This window comes from Alphaproteobacteria bacterium (genome assembly GCA_037200005.1).
Taxonomy (GTDB): domain Bacteria; phylum Pseudomonadota; class Alphaproteobacteria; order UBA9219; family RFNS01; genus JBBCGY01.
The window spans coordinates 1,063,327-1,082,466 of record JBBCGY010000001.1; the positions used below are offsets into that span (position 1 = coordinate 1,063,327).

Annotated in this window: 14 protein-coding genes and 1 tRNA gene; 7 read left to right on the forward strand and 8 right to left on the reverse strand. The window is 58.0% G+C overall.

Annotated elements, in window-relative coordinates:
• Nucleotides 1-233 precede the first annotated feature (233 nt).
• From WDO70_05525 to WDO70_05545, 5 genes are all read left to right on the forward strand, one after another.
• Nucleotides 234-4,487 (forward strand): hypothetical protein, encoded by a 4,254-nt coding sequence (locus WDO70_05525; protein MEJ0062660.1) that lies wholly within the window; start codon nucleotides 234-236, stop codon nucleotides 4,485-4,487.
• A 433-nt stretch (nucleotides 4,488-4,920) separates the two neighbouring features.
• Nucleotides 4,921-5,856: an RHS repeat-associated core domain-containing protein gene (locus WDO70_05530; GenBank protein ID MEJ0062661.1), complete on the forward strand. Its 936-nt coding sequence runs from the start codon at nucleotides 4,921-4,923 to the stop codon at nucleotides 5,854-5,856.
• 5 nt (nucleotides 5,857-5,861) lie between these two features.
• Nucleotides 5,862-6,188, forward strand: coding sequence for a hypothetical protein (locus WDO70_05535; protein ID MEJ0062662.1), 327 nt, complete (start codon nucleotides 5,862-5,864; stop codon nucleotides 6,186-6,188).
• A gap of 687 nt (nucleotides 6,189-6,875) precedes the next feature.
• Nucleotides 6,876-7,904, forward strand: a complete 1,029-nt coding sequence (locus WDO70_05540) for a relaxase/mobilization nuclease domain-containing protein (GenBank protein ID MEJ0062663.1) — start codon at nucleotides 6,876-6,878, stop codon at nucleotides 7,902-7,904.
• A 54-nt stretch (nucleotides 7,905-7,958) separates the two neighbouring features.
• Complete coding sequence (locus WDO70_05545) at nucleotides 7,959-8,276, forward strand: hypothetical protein (protein MEJ0062664.1); 318 nt, start codon at nucleotides 7,959-7,961, stop codon at nucleotides 8,274-8,276.
• A 75-nt stretch (nucleotides 8,277-8,351) separates the two neighbouring features.
• On the opposite strand, the gene WDO70_05550 is transcribed toward WDO70_05545, so the two are convergent.
• From WDO70_05550 to WDO70_05570, 5 genes are all read right to left on the reverse strand, one after another.
• Nucleotides 8,352-8,426, reverse strand: a tRNA-Met gene (locus tag WDO70_05550).
• A gap of 512 nt (nucleotides 8,427-8,938) precedes the next feature.
• A complete protein-coding gene (gene mnmA, locus WDO70_05555) occupies nucleotides 8,939-10,051 on the reverse strand; it encodes a tRNA 2-thiouridine(34) synthase MnmA (GenBank protein ID MEJ0062665.1) in 1,113 nt (370 codons plus the stop codon).
• Between the two features lie 32 nt (nucleotides 10,052-10,083).
• Complete coding sequence (locus WDO70_05560; GenBank protein MEJ0062666.1) at nucleotides 10,084-11,868, reverse strand: hypothetical protein; 1,785 nt, start codon at nucleotides 11,866-11,868, stop codon at nucleotides 10,084-10,086.
• Nucleotides 11,865-12,335 carry a DNA starvation/stationary phase protection protein gene (locus WDO70_05565; protein ID MEJ0062667.1) on the reverse strand — a complete coding sequence of 157 codons (471 nt, stop codon included), beginning with the start codon at nucleotides 12,333-12,335 and terminating at the stop codon, nucleotides 11,865-11,867. The genes WDO70_05560 and WDO70_05565 overlap by 4 nt, the downstream gene beginning before the upstream one ends.
• A 46-nt stretch (nucleotides 12,336-12,381) precedes the next feature.
• Nucleotides 12,382-13,590 (reverse strand): pyridoxal phosphate-dependent aminotransferase, encoded by a 1,209-nt coding sequence (locus WDO70_05570; GenBank protein MEJ0062668.1) that lies wholly within the window; start codon nucleotides 13,588-13,590, stop codon nucleotides 12,382-12,384.
• An 85-nt stretch (nucleotides 13,591-13,675) separates the two neighbouring features.
• Here WDO70_05570 and WDO70_05575 point away from each other — a divergent pair, with 85 nt between their 5' ends.
• Nucleotides 13,676-14,947 carry a hypothetical protein gene (locus WDO70_05575; GenBank protein ID MEJ0062669.1) on the forward strand — a complete coding sequence of 424 codons (1,272 nt, stop codon included), beginning with the start codon at nucleotides 13,676-13,678 and terminating at the stop codon, nucleotides 14,945-14,947.
• 27 nt (nucleotides 14,948-14,974) lie between these two features.
• On the opposite strand, the gene WDO70_05580 is transcribed toward WDO70_05575, so the two are convergent.
• From WDO70_05580 to WDO70_05590, 3 genes are all read right to left on the reverse strand, one after another.
• Nucleotides 14,975-15,163, reverse strand: a complete 189-nt coding sequence (locus WDO70_05580; protein ID MEJ0062670.1) for a DUF1328 family protein — start codon at nucleotides 15,161-15,163, stop codon at nucleotides 14,975-14,977.
• A gap of 77 nt (nucleotides 15,164-15,240) precedes the next feature.
• Nucleotides 15,241-15,468, reverse strand: coding sequence for a CsbD family protein (locus tag WDO70_05585; GenBank protein MEJ0062671.1), 228 nt, complete (start codon nucleotides 15,466-15,468; stop codon nucleotides 15,241-15,243).
• Nucleotides 15,469-15,650: 182 nt separating this feature from the next.
• Nucleotides 15,651-16,151, reverse strand: a complete 501-nt coding sequence (locus WDO70_05590; protein ID MEJ0062672.1) for a ferritin-like domain-containing protein — start codon at nucleotides 16,149-16,151, stop codon at nucleotides 15,651-15,653.
• 487 nt (nucleotides 16,152-16,638) lie between these two features.
• On the opposite strand from WDO70_05590, the gene WDO70_05595 reads away from it, so the two are divergent.
• Nucleotides 16,639-19,140 carry a response regulator gene (locus WDO70_05595; protein MEJ0062673.1) on the forward strand — a complete coding sequence of 834 codons (2,502 nt, stop codon included), beginning with the start codon at nucleotides 16,639-16,641 and terminating at the stop codon, nucleotides 19,138-19,140.

The following is a 19,140-nucleotide window of genomic DNA, read 5'->3' on the forward strand; positions in this document are numbered from 1 at the left end:
CCGGAGCGCAGCCATGCGCGGCGAGCGCCGCCGATGGGCGGGAGCCTCCCGGCGTCAAAGATAATCCGCGCGGAATGAGCCCGACGCGGCGGATTTATCCTACCCATTTCTACATAAGCTTACTTTTTTCAATGGCCGGACGGCCGTATCGGGCGGATTTGGATTTGCCGCGCCGCGTCCATGATAGAGCGGCCCTCCCCCGGAGCATTTCGCGCCGGGTTGAGGAGATAAGCATGAAAAAGATAACGACGAGAAATTGGGTAGGAAGGGCGTTGGCCTTGCTGCTGATGGCGTGCATGGCAGTCATCGCGGTGCTGAGCGCCTGCACGGGCGGCGGCAATCGCGCTGCGCTGCCGAAGGAGAGTGTTGGCACGACGACGCAGGCCATCACGGGCATGACTGGGCTTGCGCCGCTGACGGCTGGCGTTGATTACTACGAATACGGCAATCTGTGTGTTTCGACATCCGAGGCGGCGGTGGCGCAATGCGAGTTTCAGTCGATCTGCGTTCCCACCTATCTGCCTTCGTCATTGTTCATGCCGCCTCCCTCCGGCCCTTGCACGGGTAGAACAGGCTATGCCGACCAGAATTGCAGCAGCTGCATCAATGTTGCGTTCATGCATAACTATGCAGGAACGACCTGCCCTAGCGGGTTTATGGCTAGCGGCGTGTGCAAGGATCCGCCGGATGGCCAAGAAATCATCGACACGAAGGTGGAGGATGAGAAGATTCATGATTGCGGCGGAAACGACGAGCCACTAAGTCCGGGGCAGTCATTGATGAGCGGGGAGCAGCTTGCCGGTGTCGGCATGTGCGTGCCGAATGCGCATAAGATGCTGGCGAGTCTGAATCTGGTGGATACGCCGGTCGGCTACACGCCGGCGAAGGGGCCGGATATGCATATCCGGCTGACTTATAATCAGAGAGAGCCGGTTCCGGCGACCGCGCCGAACTACGGCAATGTCGGCCCGAAATGGAATATCAACTTGACGTCCTATGTGCAGGACGACCCCTCGGTGGCGGGCAGCAAAGTGACGCGTTACGCGCGAGGCGGCGGCAGCGTGCTGCATAATGGCTACCCCGATTATGATAGCGGCACGGGGAACTGGATTCCGGAGAAGCAATCCGGCGCGGTGCTGAAGCGGTTTCCCGCGACAGGAACGCCGGTCACGTCCTACACGCTGACTGAGGTCAATGGCACGGTGCAGACCTTCAGCAAATTCGACGGCGCGAGCACGTATCCGCGCCGTGTGTTCCTGACCAGCATCACCGACCCGCAGGGCAATGCGGTGACGTTCACTTACGACAGCACCTATCTGCGGGTGAACAGCATCACCGACGCGACGGGACGGACGACGACGCTCGGCTACACGGTGTCGGGGAAACCTCTGCTCGTCTCGAGCATCACCGATCCGTTCAGCCGCTCGGCGACGCTGAGCTATGACGGCAGTTATCGCCTCGCGTCGATTACCGACGTGCTGGGGATTACGTCGTCGTTCACTTACGACACGACGGATACGAGCTTCATCACGACGCTGACGACGCCCTACGGCAATAGCACCTTCGATTACGGAGGCGACTATACTGCGGGAACGCGCTGGCTCGAACTGACCGACCCGGAGGGCAAGACCGAGCGCGTGGAGTATCGCGCGAGCACGGCAGGCATGTCGAACAGCGACGGTAGCGTGCCGAGCGGCATGACGATTGTGAATTCCGACTTGTCGAAGCGAAACACGTTCTATTGGAATAAACACGTCTTTGGCCTCTACGGCACGGACGACAGCAAGGCGGAGGTGACGCACTGGCTGGACGCGGGAGGCAACGCGCCCTCGCCGATGGTGCAGGCGCTCAAGCCCGCGCTGGAAAACCGCATCTGGTATAACTATCCAAGCCAGAGCGCGGGCGACAAGGAAGGCACGCTCGCCGCGCCTACGGCGATGGGGCGATTGCTCGCGAGCAGCGTGACGCAACTATCGACGGCGACGTACAACAGTCTCGGCAAGGTGCTGACGGCGACCGACCCGCTGGGGCGGACGTTGAAATACACCTACGCCGGGAACAATATCGACCTGACGACGGTGGAGCGGAAAATCTCGTCGACGCCGACTTACGCGACGCTGGCGAGCTTCGGCACTTACACCAACCACCTGCCCGCGAGCTATACCGACGCATCGGGCCGGGTGACGAACTACGCCTATAACGGCGCGGGGCAGCTTATCTACGCGACGAACGCGCTGAACCAAACCACGTTCAACGAGTACGACGCCTACGGAAGGCTGACGCGGGTGACGGTGCCCTATGCCGTGGCGTTCGGCAGCGTGACCTACGGCACGACGAACGCGCTGGCCGCGACGAAAGAGAGCTACAGCTATGACGGCTATGACCGCGTGGGCACGCTGACGGATTCGGAGGGCCGGGCCGAGACGTACGGCTACAACGCGCTGGATATGCTGACGCTGGTGACGTATCCGGACAGCACGACGGACACTTACACCTATGACGGCACGAAGAAACTGAATCTGAACAGCCGCACCGACCGGCTCGGACGGACGACGAGCTACACTTACGACGACAACCGGCGGCTGCTCTCGCTCACCGAGCCGATTACCAGCGCGCCGCTCACCCGAACGACGAGCTACACCTATTACGACAATGGCGCGCTGCATACGCAGACGGACGCGAACAGCAACGTCACGACCTGGAGCATCGATATCGAAGGGCGCGTGACGGCGAAGAGCTTGGCGGACTCAAGCGCCGAGAGCTACGCCTATGAATCCGAAACCAGCCGCCTGCGCACGGTGACGGACGCGCTGGCGCAAGTGAAGACCTATACATACGATGTCGCCGACGAACTGACCGGCATCGGCTACACGAACGAGGTGAACAGCACGCCGGACGTGACGTTCGCCTATGACACATGGTATCCGCGCCGCACGAGCATGGTGGACGGCATCGGCACGACGGCCTGGAGCTACATTGCGCCGGGCACGGACGGGGCATTGCAACTGCAGACGGAGAACGGGCCGTTCGCGTCGAACGACTCCATCACCTACGCCTACGATGCGCTGGGGCGTGAATCCTCCCGAACAGTATCCGGCGGGAATGAGAGCCTGACCTACGACACGCTGGGGCGGGTTGCGACGCATGTGAACAGCCTGGGCACATTCACCTACGGCTACAACGGCAGCACGAGCCAGGTGACGACGCGAACGCTGAACGGCACCAGCATCGGGACGACCTGGGCCTACGACACGAACAGCAACGACCGCCGCCTGACCAGCATCACGAACGCGAACGGCCTCAGCGGCACCAGCAAGCCGAGGAACTACGCCTACACCTGGAGCGGCGGCAATCCGTACAACGTGACGAGCGTGGCGGAGAGCAACGGCCCGTGGACGGGACAGACATGGAGCTACACATACGACCTGTCCGACAGGCTGACGGCGGCAACGACCGGCAGCCCGACGAGCTGGAACTTCGCCTATACGCGGGACAAGCTGGACAACATCACCACGCTAACCCGAAGCGCGGGCAGCGCTGGCGGCGGGTGGACGAGAAGCGCGAACAACGTCAATCAACTCACCGGAGCCGGGGTCCCAACCTACGACGCGGCGGGAGAGGTGACGGACGATTACAAGATGTACCGCCAGAGCTGGGACGCGGAACATCGAATGATAAAGGCGGAGTACAAGACCAGCTGGGGCGCTGGCACCTACACGAGCCAGAAGACGGAGTTCAAATACGATGGTCTCGGAAGGCGCACGGTTGAAACTGAATACGACAACACGGGAGCGTTCGCCTATGAATGGCACTTCGCATGGTGCCAAGACGAAATCTGCCAAGTGCGCTGGTCGTGGGGCGAGACAGTGGCGAGACGCTACTTCCCGGAAGGGCAATACGCGCTCGACACCGGCAAGAAGCATGTGCACATGCCGGACATGCTCGGTTCGGTGCGCGACATCGTGAATGTGAGCACGAGCGCGGTGGACTTCAGCATCGACTACGGCCCCGGAGGCGAGAGCATCCGCACGAACGGCAGCGTGTACCCGGACCACAGACTTGCCGGGATGTTCCAGGCCGGGCCGTACTTCAACTACCAAACGCGCTATCGCATCCTCGACCCGTTCTATCTGACGTGGCAGAGCCGCGACCCGATTGGTGAGAACGGAGGTATCAATCTGTTTGCGTACACGGGTGGAAGGCCGACGATGAAGACGGATAGGTTGGGGCTTAGTGATGACCCAGTAAAAGATATAGCAATGTGCCAAGCATTAGGAGGGGGATGGTGTAAGCCTACCGAGCCCCCATCAAAGGAAGAGTTCGATTGTGCGTTCCATTGTGCCATTCAAACAGCTCCTCTTTGCGCTTATGCTATGATGTTTGGCCCTTGTGGTCGCGCCCTAGGCTTGGTATGTCAGGGAGGAAGAGCGCTCTATTGCTCTGAGGTTGTTTGTGCCGATAAGTCTTCTGATAAGGGTAAAGAGTAGTCAGGGAGAGGTACCATGAAATGTCCACAATGCGGCGCTCGCATCAACTTTTTTAGTATGCTTGGATTAGACGATATTGTCGTGTGTCGTAATTGTGGGACTACCTTAGAGATTATCGGAAGCAAGAAGTTTGGAGTGGCTCTTTTTGTCTTATCTTTTTTTCCGGTCATGATATTTGCAAGTGTAAATTCCCCCGTTCTCTTGGTTGGAGTGCCTGTCTTTTTCCTTGCGTTGGGTTATTTTCTCTCTAAGTCGTTTTTGCGCCTGCAAATTAAGAAGTGAAGTTGGTTGGTGCATTAGGCCCGGCCCCCGCCCCAGGGAGCCGGGCCTTTTGCTTTTCTGCACCCCACTGCCCCAAGGCCTGGACAACATCACCACACTCACCCGAAGCGCGGGCAGCGCTGGCGGCGGGTGGACGAGAAGCGCGAACAACGTGAACCAGCTGACGGGCAGCGGCGTGCCGACGTACGACGCGGCGGGAGAGGTGACGGACGATTACAAGATGTACCGCCAAAGTTGGGACGCCGAGCACCGCATGATAAAGGCCGAATATAAAACCTCGTGGGGCGCAGGCACCTACACGAGCCAGAAGACGGAGTTTCAATATGACGGCCTCGGACGCCGCACGGTTGAAACTGAATACGACAACACGGGAGCGTTCGCCTATGAATGGCACTTCGCGTGGTGCCAAGACGAAATCTGCCAAGTGCGCTGGTCGTGGGGCGAGACGGTGGCGCGGCGCTACTTCCCGGAAGGGCAATACGCGCTCGACACCGGCAAGAAGCATGTGCATATGCCTGACATGCTGGGCAGCGTGCGCGACATCGTGAACGTATCAACGAGCGCGGTGGACTTCAGCATCGACTATGGCCCCGGAGGCGAAGCCATCCGCACGAACGGCAGCGTGTATCCGGACCACAGACTTGCCGGGATGTTCCAGGCCGGGCCGTACTTCAACTACCAAACGCGCCACCGCATCCTCGACCCGTTCTATCTGACGTGGCAGAGCCGAGACCCCATCGGCGAGAACGGTGGAACGAACCTCTACGCATATGTCGGAGGAAAGCCGACGATGAATGTCGACCCGTTGGGGCTTTCAAGAACTCCCCCGCAAGCTATCTGGGTGCCAGTTTTAACTCCCCCGATGCTCGTGCCGGGAACAGGAGACTTCAATGCCTTTCATAAGTGGTTCAACGGCATATGCCATTCAGATTCCGAAGACACTAAAAACCCAGACAAAGCGAAGCATGAACATTGCGAGGCTCTTAGGCAAAGCATTCTTAATACTTGCGTGCCTCTTAGTGGCGCCAAAAAAGCTGCTTGCTTATGGGTGGCGAACACTACATATAATCAGTGCATGGAGGACTAACTAACGTGACTGAATTCGTAGCAGAAAGACAGCTTCTGTGTTCCTTGAAGGGAAGTGATGTCCGCAAGGAAATCACTATTGGTATCAGTGCACCCTTTTCCGTTAATCAAGACATGGTTAGTTTTGATATAGGAAGCGGTCTTTTTGCATGCCGGGTGGAAGTGGTCGGCTTGGATGAAATAAGTCGGGACGTTTATGGCATGGATTCTTTCCAAGCGATTCATCTTGCAACGGATACGGTGGAGTCGTGGCTCCGGCAACTGCGTAAAAAATACGATATATATTTCCCAAATGGAGATGCGTATTTTGATAACGTTGTTGTGACAGAGTAACTGCTAAAGTATCTGAGTCAGGAAAAGGCCCGGCCCCCGCCCCAGGGAGCCGGGTCTTTTGCTTTTCTGGTAGCTCCGCCCGCCCGGCTTTTAGCCCGGCGGGCTTTTCTGTGTTTGCTGCCCGCCCCCCGTCTGACTCCATCGGCTCTGCCTGGGAAGAGCCGTGGCCGGGTTTACCGCCGAACTCGTTTCCCGCTTGAGTGTTCGCCGTTCGAACTGCCCGGTCTGACAGATAGAGTCTTGCCCATGGCCTGACGCCGAATGGGATTATCTCTGCTTTCAGGTTTTTTCGCCCGCCGATATTTTGGCGCTTGACTCTCGTCGGTTGTATGCGTTTTTATTATTTCCCTTGCATCCTGTGGATATTTAGTCATCAAGCTAGGGAGTTAATGGTTAATATCCACAGGATTTCATTCTGAATCCCCGCCTCGCCATTCCGATAATTCCATAGCTTTTCAATCAGTTGCCGCCGTTGTCTCAAGCTCCATTTTCGAATTCGATTTATCTCGCATCGTCATTTCTGAGGAGACATTGCATGATCGGCCAGGGCAGGACTTACGCGAGCGGCGCCGGTCGCGCCAAATATCTGTTCCGGCCCAAAAACGGCGAAACGGTCGAGGTCTATCAGGTTCGCGGTTCGGCACGGACGACCCGGCCGAGGCGCTCAAGAGCATCGACTGGCAGGCGATGCGGCTCGCCACCCGCAGCACGGAACCGATTTACGGGGCGCATCTGCGCTGCCCGCCGCATGAGGATTTGCCGGATAAGGATTGGGAGTATGCCGCCGACTGGATCGAAGCAAAACAGAACCTTTCCGGTCATGCGCGGATAATCGTGTTTCACACATCCCCGGACGGCTGGAAGCACATGCATGTGGTCTGGAACCGCATCGACCCGGACACGCGGCTGGTGAAGAAGGAAGGCTACAGCCACAAGAAGCTGAAAGAGGCGGTGCGGGAAATCGAGATTTTCCTGGGGCTTTCGCCCGCGCCGCGCCGCAAAAAGGAAGAGGCGAAACCTCACGTCGACGCGGGCTTCATTCGGCAGGTGCGGCGGTTTGGAATGGAGCTTGAGGAGTTTCGAGCGCATATCGGCGACATATGGAAACGCTCGGACAGCGGCAAAGCATTCGCCGTGGGACTGGCGGAGAGCGGCCTTCTGCTGGCGCGTGGCGACAAGCAGGATTTTGTGGCGGTCGACAGGCACGGCGGAGTTTATAGCCTGCCCCGGCTGATGGGGATGAGGCCGGACATACTGCGACGACGGTTCGCGGACATCGACAATGCGCGACTTGGCAACGTCGCGGAAGCGGAGGCGATGTTCGCGCGGCTGGGCGCGGCGGCTCCGGCGCAAGAACCGGCGAAGCCAGCCATCATTCTTCCTGCTGCGGTGGCGGAAATAACGGCTCCGCAGTCCAAAGCGCCAGCACTCATCCCCGCGCCCGCGTCGAAACTCGACATCCGCGCCGAATGGAAACGGGAGGCGGCGGCGCTGCTCAAGAATACGCGCTCGGCTATCCGCGACGCCTGGCGCAAAACCAGAACCATCCTGGGCTTCGTCAGAAAGCTGTCGGCGCAAGATATGAAACTGGAGCACGGCATCCGCGACTCTTACGCTGTCATCGACGCGCAAGGCGTCAAACACCCGCTGCCGCGCCTGCTGCGTGAGAAAGCGGCGGACGTGCGCAAGAAGCTTGGGAGTCTGGACTCCGGATAGGCGGCGGGAATGTTTTGACCGCTGTTATGCAAACGCAAATTTTATGAGGACGATATGATGATGGATACAAACCACCTGCCCGCTCTTCCGGCGTTCAAGGCCGCCGTCGAAGAATTGCGCGAGTTCGGCATCGTGCTGACGATGTCGCCAGGAGAATATAAGGTGAATTATCGCGGCGGAACGCCCGCAACAGCCTATCGCTCCGACGATCTGGCCGACGCCGTGGAGCATGCCCGCGCCATGGCATCGCTTCGGCCGGCCTCGTCGGAGCCGCCGCTCGGCCCGATGTCCCGTGCCAGTTCCCATCGCAGCAAAATGTACAAGCACAATGCCAAGGTCGCCGCGCGGCGGCGGAAGGCGCGGGGTGGATAGCCAAAGTTTTTTTGTCGGGAGTTCAAATCCCACGGATGATACGACCACACATAAGGGGCTAAAGCCCCTTATGTGTGGTAGCAGCGGAGGGATTTGAACCCCCGACCAAGGGATTATGATTCCCCTGCTCTACCACTGAGCTACGCTGCCATACCATGCCGGAAGGCGCTATCAATAAGCCGTAGGGGTGGCGGCTGTCAACCTTAGCTTGGGCGGCTATATCAAAGCAAAATCAACCGGATATGGCGTTTTCCGCAAACCGGCTCGCAGCAATCGGCGGATTAAGTCGGCATAAGCTCGTTCTTGCCGTCGAAGCCTTTCGCGGCAGGCCGCGGCGCGTTGTTCGGGGGGAAGCGCGATCAGCCGTTATTAAACTGCTCCGAACGTATTCTACGATAAATCCTGGCAGTTTCAGTTATGGTTTGCCCCAATATTGCGCCTACGCCAAATGCTAATCCAGCCGCCAACGGATTTACCCCGCGGGTGGAGGCATACGCCCCCATGGCCGCGCCTACAACAGCTCCTTGAAAAGCAATTCTGGCTTTGCGAGTCTGCAGAGTTTCAATTGCCGCCCGCCGAAATAGGGTTAACGCATCCATGAAATTCTCCGTTAAATAAATTATGCTCGCAATATATACGGCATAAATACTTTCATAAAGAAATTAAGCTGCCACGATCCATCCGCCGCCCAGGACTCGCGAGCCGTCATAGATCACGCCCGCCTGCCCCGGCGCGACGCCGAAGCACGGCTCGTCAAGTTCGATAAGGCCGCCCCCAGCCTGCAAATAGAAAGTCGCCGCCTGAGGCGGCTGCGATGAGCGCAAGCGGACTTGCACTTTCAGGCCGCTCTCCGGCACCACGCCGCCGAGCCAGTTGATCTCGGCGAGCTTGACCGCCGTGCGCCCAAGCGCCGCGCGCGGGCCTACGACCACGCGCCGCGCCGCCGCGTCGAGCCTGACGACATAGAGCGGCTCGTTATTGTCGCCCACCCGGTCGCCGATATCGAGGCCGCGGCGCTGGCCGATGGTGAAATTGATGACGCCTTCATGCCGCCCGACCACATGCCCGTCGAGATCGACGATATCGCCGGGATCGATCGCGCCGGGCCGAAGCTTCGCCACCACCGAGGCGTAATCACCGTTCGGCACGAAGCAGATATCCTGGCTGTCGGGCTTCGACGCGACCGGCAGCGCGAAACGCTCCGCCAGCGCGCGCGTCTCGGTCTTCGGCATGCCGCCGAGCGGAAAGCGCAGGAAATCCAGCTGCTCGCGCGTGGTGGCGAACAGGAAATAGCTTTGGTCTTTGCCGGGATCGGCGGCGGCATGAAGTTCCGCGCCCGCATCCCCCGCCCGGCGCTGAACGTAATGGCCGGTGGCGAGAGCATCCGCGCCAAGCTCGCGCGCGGTCTTCAGCAGGTCGCGGAATTTGACCTTTTGATTGCATCGCACGCAGGGGATCGGCGTCTCGCCGCGCAGATAGCTTTCGGCGAAATCATCCATCACTTCGGCGCGGAAACGCTGCTCGTAATCCAGCACGTAATGCGGAATGCCGACGCTCTCGGCCACGCGGCGCGCGTCATAGATATCCTGCCCGGCGCAGCACGCGCCCTTGCGCGCCGCCATTTCGCCCTGGTCGTATAATTGCAGCGTGATGCCGACGGCGTCGTAGCCCTGCTCCTTGAGCAAGGCCGCCGTCACCGAGCTATCCACGCCGCCCGACATCGCCACGACCACGCGGGTCGCCGAGGGCGGCTTATCGAAGCCAAGGGAGTTCATAATTTATCCGATACACTATTCTTGTTATTTTGTTATTCCGGCGCAAAGCCAATGCTTATATCGTCGCCCAGGACCAACTCGTCGAATTGCGGCGGCTTTGCGGTAATGGTTTTCTTGCCTTCGGTGACGGCTTTTATGAATTCCTGCCACGGTTTTTTCATGACCATGGTGCCGTGATATTTGGGGCGCTGCCATTTTCCGTCCGCGCCCTGTTTATATATGAGGTTATTCCAGCCTTGCAGCCACACCCACTCCTTGACGCCGTCCCGGTCCAAATCTATGGCTACCATGGCGCAGTTATTATAGGGCTTGGCGCAGGTCTGCAACTGATAGCGATACTCGCTCGCCATAAGATCGATCACTTCTTCCGGCAGCTTGCCCTCGCTTCCCTGCTGCGCGTCCCATACCGGAATGCCGCGCACGCCATCCCGCAATTGCGCCTCCGGAACGCTATCATAAGGGCGGTACTCCGGCTCTTTATCCGCCTTCTCAATCGCCGCCGCCAGTTTTTCCTGCTGCGGATGATTCTTGATGGCCTTGAGCTTCTCGAAAGCCTTCTTCCCCGGCTCACCGAGACGATGCTTCAGGAACCAGAAATCGAATTTCTCCGGATCGACGCGATTCTCGGCGATCAAACGATATTGATGCCCGGCGCTGAGGCTCACGGCATTGGTCAAAGGCATCAGCGTGATGATGGCGACCACGATCAGCCCCTGCGCCACGATCACATTGCCGCGACGGATCGCCGCCGTCGCGCGGACGGGCCGGAACGCGGCATAGGCGTAGGTCACCCCGTAAGCGCAAACAATCGCCCCAAGCAGTTCGGCATAGAACCGGTCCGGCGTCAGGCCGTATTGGCCGATCCGCAGCCATGTGCTGTAGCATGCCAGGAAGCCGAAGACCGGCAAGATAACCAAAGCGGCGCGCTGCAGCTTGCCGCCGATGCCGGTGAAATATTTTTCTTCCGCTCCATCCTGAAAGATCGAGTTGAAGAACAGGATCATCAGCATGGAGAAGCCCAGGAAAATAGGCGTCGCCATACGCGTCTTCCAGACCAGTTCCAGCCCGGCAAAGGGCAGCATGGCGACGAAAATCATCGCAAAGACCGCTAGAACCGGCGCCAGGAACCGGCAGAACCCCAGGCACAGACGCCGCAAGGAATGCACGATGCCTTCATTATCGCGCGCGATCGCGTAGCCGACGGCCTTGACCGTGAAATAAGCCGGGATGAGAAACCAGGCTTGCTTGAGCATTTCCAGGAAAAATTTTATTTTCAGAATGTCGAACAGCGCCCCGGCCAAACCGAATACGGCAAAAAACAATCCCGTCAGCATATAGCTGCTGGCCACGATCTGGCCATTGTTCCAGCCATGGCGATAAAGCTCTTCGTAAGCGAATTGCCGGCGGCCGGTCGCCACGTATATCTGCAGGAACGGCATGGCCACATATGTCAGCACCGCGGCGCTGGCATACCAGATGGAAATCTCTTCGAATGCCTGGGATTTTTCAGAAAACGGCACCGCGACCAGCCACAACGCGGCATGCAGCAGGCCGAACAGTCCCGATGCCACCACGGCCCGGAACCATGTCTCTTTCCCATATGACAGGAAAAACGCCAGCCCCGCCGTTATCAGCCCGACGCCGAGAACGCCATAGCCGCGCCAGAAGATTTCGATGGCATCCAGGCTCCCACCGTGGGCCATGAGGTCTTGAGACACGCAATAAAGAATAAGGCCTTGCAGGAATCCCAGCGGCACGAAAACGCGCATAAACGGGTTATCGCTATCCAGGCTAAAAAATTTTCCGAATTTCATCATGCCAGCAGGCTCTTCAGCATCCACAGCGTCTTTTCGTGCTCAGCCCGGCGCTTGATCATTAAATCCTCGCTGCCGGTATCGTCCATATCGTCTGAAAGCTCCAGCGCCACGTCGATGCTGGCGATGGCATGTTCGTGCGCCTTGGAAAAATCGCTCAGCATCGCCTTCGCCGTCAGCGGCTTGGTGCCGGTCTCGGCAATGGTGGTATGGGACAGAAATTGCGCCATGCTGGGCGGCGCGAGCGCATCGAGCGCGCGAATTCGCTCCGCGATTTCGTCGGCGGCCACGAACAGGGATTCATATTGCTTGCCGAAAAATTCATGCAACTGGACGAATTCCGGCCCGGTCACGTTCCAGTGATAGCCGTGCGCCTTGACGGCCAGGACATAGGTGTCGGCGAGCACGATTTTCAGCGCGGCGACGAGATCGAGGTTCGAGTTTTTTCCGTTGGCGGATTTCTTGGTCATGATCGCTCTCCTGTAGATGATGGATGGTTTAAGAAGCCGCCCGCTATCACGATAGTTTCTTGCATGCGCTCTGGATGCGGGTGCATGCCTCGCGCAGCGACGCTTCCGAGGCCGCGTAGGATATGCGGAAACATGGGCTGAGTCCGAAAGCCTTGCCGAAGACCACCGCCACGCCTTCGCTGTTGAGGAAATAGGCGGCGACATCTTCGTCGTTGTTCAGAATTTTTCCCTCGGGCGTCTTGCGGCCGATCAAGCCCTCGCAGCCCGGATAGACATAAAACGCGCCTTCCGGTTTCGGACAGTTTATGCCTTCGGCTTTATTGAGCATCTCGACGACCAGATCGCGGCGATGGCTGAAGCTCTTGCGCCATTCGGCCAGGAAATCCATCGGGCCGTTGAGCGCCGCAACCGCCGCCGCCTGGCTGATCGAGCAGGGATTGCTGGTGGAATGCCCCTGAACCTCCGTCATGCGCTTGATAAGCTGCGCCGAGCCGCCGCCATAGCCGATGCGCCAGCCCGTCATGCTGAAGGATTTGGATACGCCGTTCAGCGTCAGGGTGCGGTCGTAAAGTTTCGGCTCGACCTGCGCCAGCGTGCGGAACTGAAAGCCGTCATAAGTCAGATGCTCATATATATCGTCGGCGACGATATGCACATGCGGATGCCGCAGCAGCACGGCGGCCAGCCCCTGCAACTCCGCCTCGGTATAGGCCGCGCCGGTCGGATTGCTCGGCGAATTCAATATCAGCCATTTTGTACGCGCCGTGATGGCGGCCTCAAGCTGTTCCGGCCGCATCTTATAGCCGTCAGCGGCGGCGGTCGAGACGAAGACCGGCGTTCCCTCCGCCAGATTGACCATGTCGGGATAGGAAACCCAGTAAGGCGCGGGAATAATGACTTCGTCGCCGGAACCGACCGTCGCCATGATGGCATTGAATAGCACCTGCTTGCCGCCGGTGCTGGCAATGACCTGGTTCGGCGCGTAGATCAGATTGTTTTCGCGCTTGAATTTATCGCAAATGGCCTGGCGCAACTCCTGCGTGCCTTCGACCGGCGTATATTTGGTCTTGCCCTGATCCATCGCGGCCTTGGCCGCCGCCTTGACATGATCGGGCGTGTCGAAATCCGGCTCGCCCGCGCCGAGACCGATGATATCTTTTCCCTGCGCCTTCAACTCCTGCGCCAGCTTGATGATGGCGAAGGTAGCCGAGGGTTGTACCTTGCTCAGACGAGCGGCAAAAAACGCACTGGACATGGTTAACAAATAACTCCTTGATCGCGAACGAATTTAAGTTAGCATGGTGGCCTGGTTATGCCAATATATTTGGGCAATCGCGCATATGGCCAGGAAGATTATTCCTCCGCTATCGACGACCAGCCATCGATCTTCCATCGGGCAAGCCTTTCGCACCGCCGCAGCATCCATCGCCATTCTTACCAGCGCATGCGGCAGCATGCCAAACGGCCCTCCGCGTTTGCCGGAAAGAATAGCTAAATCTTCCGTACCCGCGCCCGTTCCATCCGTCCCGCCAAGCGCATCGTATGATAAAACGGCCGAACTCTATTATGTTCCGCTCACCAGCGTCGCCGGCGATCCTGAACTCATACACCGCAGCGCGGCGCGCGCTGCCGCTTTCCTCGCGGAAGCTATTCCGGACGACCGCCAATTCATCGCCTTCGCCGACACCAATCACGGCGTCCCCGATCACTACGAATTCATCGCCGATAAAAGCATCATCGCCATGCTGGCCGCGAAAGAAGTCAAAACAATCGGCGTGGAAATCCCGGAGATCATGCAGAAGGACATCGACGATTTTTACGAGGGGAAAATAATCCGCCTCGAATTTCTGCAAGCGCTCGCGAACAAAACATCGTATGCCTCCGGTTCCGAGGAAAGCAAAGCGCGGATCGATGCCGCGCTAGCCGATCTTATAGAAAACAGCAGGGGATATGGAATCGAAATCGCCGCCGTCGATCCAGGCATGATACGCCAAGTGCATGAAGATTCGCCCTATGGCCGCGCCGTGCTGGCCCATGGCATTGCGCTATTAAATCGTAATCCCGCTTTGGCGCAATGGATGCGCGCGTTATATGAAAAAGAAAATACCAGGCTTGCCGAAGGCAAGAAACTGACATGGACGCAATATCTGATGGCTTATAGCTCCGAGCGTTTCGACATGGATGCGTTTCCGGTCGGCACGCAGGTATGCCTGCTTCAGTCCTTTACTCAAGAGCGCACCAACGACGCCTTGCTGGCCGAAAATCTCGTGGCTGCATCCAAAAAGCATCGCGTGGCGTTCATCTACGGCTCCGACCATCTGCAAAAGCGAACGCCGAACAATCTTATCGATCTTCTGGGAAGAAAAAACATCTTTAGCATCGGCTTGTTTCCCAACCAACAGGATATCGTGAAGTCATACGATCCGAACAGTATCTGGTCCGGCGCGCGTGAACGGCCTTTCGATCTCGCCTGGAATGTCAGGGAAGCGGAAAGTTTCAAGGAACCGCCGCCGCGCCCGCAGCCCATGGAAGATTACTGCGCGCCATACCGTATGGAGCCTTCCCTCCCCGCCTTTATCGTACCGGCTCTTGCGCGCCCGAGCGCTGGATAAAGGCGTGAGGAAAACCGCGGGCGCTGCTTAGACAGCGGGCGGTAGCGTCGGCCTGCGCCCAGTGACGGCGGCATAAATCAGGCTGGCGATGAATAAAATAATGAATACCCCGGCGAGAAACTTGGCGATCTCGACGAACGTTCCCGCCAATCCGCCAAAGCCAAGCAAGGCCGCGGCAACGGCCAACAGGAAGAAAGTTATAACCCAGCTCATCATGGTGCTCTCCTTTAGAAAACATTTCCTCTGCCGCCCGGCGAAAAAGGCGCCGGGCGGATTTATTCAGGCGAATTTATTTAGGCGGCTTTGCTGCTCTTGCTGCTGCAGCCGCAGGATTTCTCGAAATCCTTGACCATGCGCTCGCCTTCTTCGCGAGCAACGCCATGCGCTTCCTGGAGCCTGCCGAAGAACTTGTCGCGCTTGCCTTCCAGCAACGCGATATCGTCATCCGTCAATTTTCCCCAGGTCTCTTTGACCTTGCCTTTGAATTGATTCCAGTTGCCTTCGGCTTGTTCGCGGTTCATGTCGCACTCCTTGTGAATGGTGATACGGGAAAAGGAATCTCCCGAAGTGTTAATGGTAAGAGCCTCAATGCAAGGAACCGATGTCGTAAAGCTGGTTTATGCATAAAAAAGCCGGAGGGCCGCGCATCGAATGAAGTGTAACCCCCATTCGACATGCAACCCCCCGGCATTATGCGGCCAGGTTATGCAGCCACGGCTTGCGCGCGCTCATTGATAAAAGACAGCGCCATCTGATTCAGCTTCTTATCGGCTCCCTTTTCCTCCTTCAGAATTTCATCGAGCAGCCGCACCGATTTGTCGAGACCGAGCATGGCGGCATAAGTGCGAAGCGCGCCATAACTCGCGATTTCATAATGCTCGATCTTCTGGCATGCCACGATCAAGGCGGCATCCAGCAATTCAGGCTCCATGTCGGCGTCGATAAGCTCCTTCGCTTCGGCGATTAATCCTTTCATCGCCTCGCACGTTTCACCGCCGGGCTTGACGCCGAGTTCTCTAAAGGCTTCCTCCAGCCTTAAAACTTGTTCCCTGGTCTCTTCGAGATGGCCGTCCAGCCCTTCGCGCAATTCCTCCGATGTCACGGCATCGGCAGTCTTGGGAAGCGCCTGCACCAGTTGTTTTTCGGCAGAGTACATGTCTTGCAGAAGATTGGTGTAGAGCTTCTGAAGCGAGGTTATTTTCATGGGACGTCTCCTTACAGTGATGCGTTGATCCAGCGCGGCCATCATTCGCACTCAATCCGTAAGAAACGCATTCCTAAGCCCCATGGAGGGCTAAAATGTTCGTATAATCGAAGAGATTTCCCAATCCGGCGAACCGCATACGACGCCGCTCCTCATCGGGCCGGACTTCCTGAAAAGCGAATGATTTGACGATCCCGGGTGTGACTTATGCGACTCATGCAGGCGTCAAAGAATACCGGATTCAACATATCGTAATGGAAACCTTATCCTTTTAATCCCTTATCTCATATGTCGATGCGCGACTCCGGGATCGTCCACATCCGGCCTCAATCAAGACATCCAATGTGCACACCGGAAAATGCGGGCAAGAAAAACAAAAACCGAAAAGAGCTGAGATGTCGACCTCATCCTTATTAAAAGTTCGGCCATAATGACAGCCAACGCAGTTCGCATAGATCAGCATACCCGTGAGGCGGCAGCCGGTGCCGTGTCGCCTCTGCGGCGGCCTCGCGTCCTGCTGGTGGACGACAACGCCGATACGCGGGAGAATATCGCCCAGCTTTTGAATACGCATTACCAGGTCGAAACGGCGACGGACGGCGAACAGGCGCTCGGCGCGCTTAGGGACGAGCCGTTCGATCTTGTCATCACCGACATCATGATGCCGAATTTCAGCGGTTTGAGTCTGCTGAAAGCCATGCGCGCGTCGCCGCATATGGCTGGAATTCCCGTCATCGTTCTGTCGGCGCTCGGCGATGAAGATGCGGAAATCGAAAGCCTCGACGCCGGCGCCAGCGACTATCTTGTCAAGCCATTCAGTGGCCGCGAGCTATATGCGCGCGTCAGGTCTCAGCTGGCCATGGAGGATTTCCGCCATCGCGCGGAAACGACATTGCGCGCAAGCGAGCAGCGTTACCGCCAGCTCGTCGAGGCTCTTCCCGTCGCCCTTTATACCTGCGACGCCCATGGCCGCATCACGCTCTATAACGACGCCGCCGCCTCCCTTTGGGGCCGCCATCCCGATCTCGGCCATGAACTATGGTGCGGCTCCCATCATATATATCGCCCCGACGGCGTCCCGTTGCCTGCGGATCAATGTCCGATGGCCATTGCGCTGCGGGAAGGCCGAAGCGTCCAGGGCGAGGAAATCATTATCGAACGCCCGGACGGAATACGCCGCCATGTCATACCCTATCCGCGCCCGCTGTTCGACGCCTCTGGCGCGGTCGTGGGCGCTATCAACATGCTGCTCGACATTACGGCGCGCAAGCAAGCCGAAATGGAGTATGCCGCGACCAGAGACGATCTGGCGCTGCAAGTCATCGCCCTCGCCAAACTGCACTGGCTTTCCATGCGTCTTTCGGACTCGGTCGAACTCGAACCGAGCCTGCATGACATTCTGCAAACCATCGTCGAACTTCATGGCGCCCAGTTCGGATGGTTGTCGCTCTACGATCCCTTGGAGAATATGCTGGTCGCGGGCGCCAGCATAGGATTTGACGACGCGGCGAAGGAAAAGCTTTCCTGCATCGCGCCGCTGTCCGAGGGGGGGGCCTGCGGCGCCGCCTTTACGACAAAAAAGCGCATCGTCGTAGAAGATACCGAGAGCGATCCGCGCTTTAAGATGCTTCGTTCCGTCGCCCGCGACATCGGTTTCCGCGCCGTGCATAGCACGCCCATCGTTACCCACGCCGGAGAAACGCTTGGGGTTCTTTCCGTGCATTTTGCGGAACCGCGGCAACCCACGTCGCGCGAAATGCAATTCGCCGATATGTGCGCCCGTCACGCCGCCGAGGCCATTGAAAGAATCAAGAACCAGCAAGCTTTGCGGGCGGCCAAAGAACAGGCGGAATCGGCCAATCACGCCAAGTCGGCCTTTCTCGCCAATATGAGTCATGAAATCCGCACGCCCATGAACGCCGTCGTGGGACTCTCCAACCTTCTCAGCGTCTCCCGCCCGCGAACGGAGAAGCAAGAAAAGCTTATCACCACGCTCAAGGACAGTTCGGATCATCTTCTGGAACTGATCAACGACCTGCTCGACTTTGCCAAGCTTGAAGAAGGCGCGATTCATTTGGAACAGATCGGGTTCGATCTCAAGGAACTGGTCGAGCGAACCGTCGGCATGATGTCGATCAAGGCCCAGGAAAAGAATCTGACCTTGAGCGCTTCTTATGATCCCCGATTGCCGAGCCGGATGATCGGCGATCCGTTGAGATTGCAGCAGATTTTGACCAACCTTTTCAGCAACGCGATCAAATTCACCCAGCGGGGCGGAATCACCGCCAGCATTACCGGTACCGAGCATGCAAAAACCCTCGACATCGCTATAGCGATCTCCGACACGGGCATCGGGATCGATGCCGACAAGATTCAGCTCATCTTCGAGAAATTTACCCAGGCCGATCCTTCGACGACGCGCAAATTCGGCGGATCTGGGCTGGGGCTTTCCATATGCAAATCCCTGGTGGACCTCATGCATGGGCGTATCGAGGTGCAAAGCAAGCCTGGGGAAGGCTCGACCTTCACGATCCATCTGTCGCTGCGCAAGGCCATGAACGGCGAACGGCGCGATCAAGCCCTCATGCCAGCGCCGGCGGCGTCCACTCCGCCCGTCCAGCGCATTCTCCTGGTCGAAGATTATGAACCCAATATCCTCGTCGCTTCGACGCTGATCGAACACATAGGTTACAGCTATGACGTGGCCCGCGACGGCTTCGAAGCTCTCGAAAAATTGTCGGACAAAAACTACGCCTTGATCTTGATGGATGTGCAGATGCAAGGCCTGGACGGGCTTGAAACCACCCATCGGATACGCACCAGAGAAAGCGCGGAACACACCGCTCGCACGCCCATCATCGCCATGACCGCCCATGTTACCGAAGAGTACCGGGAAAAATGCCGGAAAGCGGGCATGGATGATTATATTCCCAAGCCATTTCGCAAGGAAGAGTTCGAAACCAAACTGAAATATTATCTCAAGGCTTGA

Coding starts and splice junctions, on each gene's coding strand:
- WDO70_05545 (MEJ0062664.1), top strand. CDS start 7,959: ATGATGATGGATACAAACCACCTGCCCGCTCTTCCGGCGTTCAAGGCC.
- WDO70_05570 (MEJ0062668.1), bottom strand. CDS start 13,590: ATGTCCAGTGCGTTTTTTGCCGCTCGTCTGAGCAAGGTACAACCCTCG.
- WDO70_05560 (MEJ0062666.1), bottom strand. CDS start 11,868: ATGATGAAATTCGGAAAATTTTTTAGCCTGGATAGCGATAACCCGTTT.
- WDO70_05585 (MEJ0062671.1), bottom strand. CDS start 15,468: ATGAACCGCGAACAAGCCGAAGGCAACTGGAATCAATTCAAAGGCAAG.
- mnmA (MEJ0062665.1), bottom strand. CDS start 10,051: ATGAACTCCCTTGGCTTCGATAAGCCGCCCTCGGCGACCCGCGTGGTC.
- WDO70_05565 (MEJ0062667.1), bottom strand. CDS start 12,335: ATGACCAAGAAATCCGCCAACGGAAAAAACTCGAACCTCGATCTCGTC.
- WDO70_05540 (MEJ0062663.1), top strand. CDS start 6,876: ATGCGGCTCGCCACCCGCAGCACGGAACCGATTTACGGGGCGCATCTG.
- WDO70_05525 (MEJ0062660.1), top strand. CDS start 234: ATGAAAAAGATAACGACGAGAAATTGGGTAGGAAGGGCGTTGGCCTTG.
- WDO70_05580 (MEJ0062670.1), bottom strand. CDS start 15,163: ATGATGAGCTGGGTTATAACTTTCTTCCTGTTGGCCGTTGCCGCGGCC.
- WDO70_05590 (MEJ0062672.1), bottom strand. CDS start 16,151: ATGAAAATAACCTCGCTTCAGAAGCTCTACACCAATCTTCTGCAAGAC.
- WDO70_05575 (MEJ0062669.1), top strand. CDS start 13,676: ATGGCCAGGAAGATTATTCCTCCGCTATCGACGACCAGCCATCGATCT.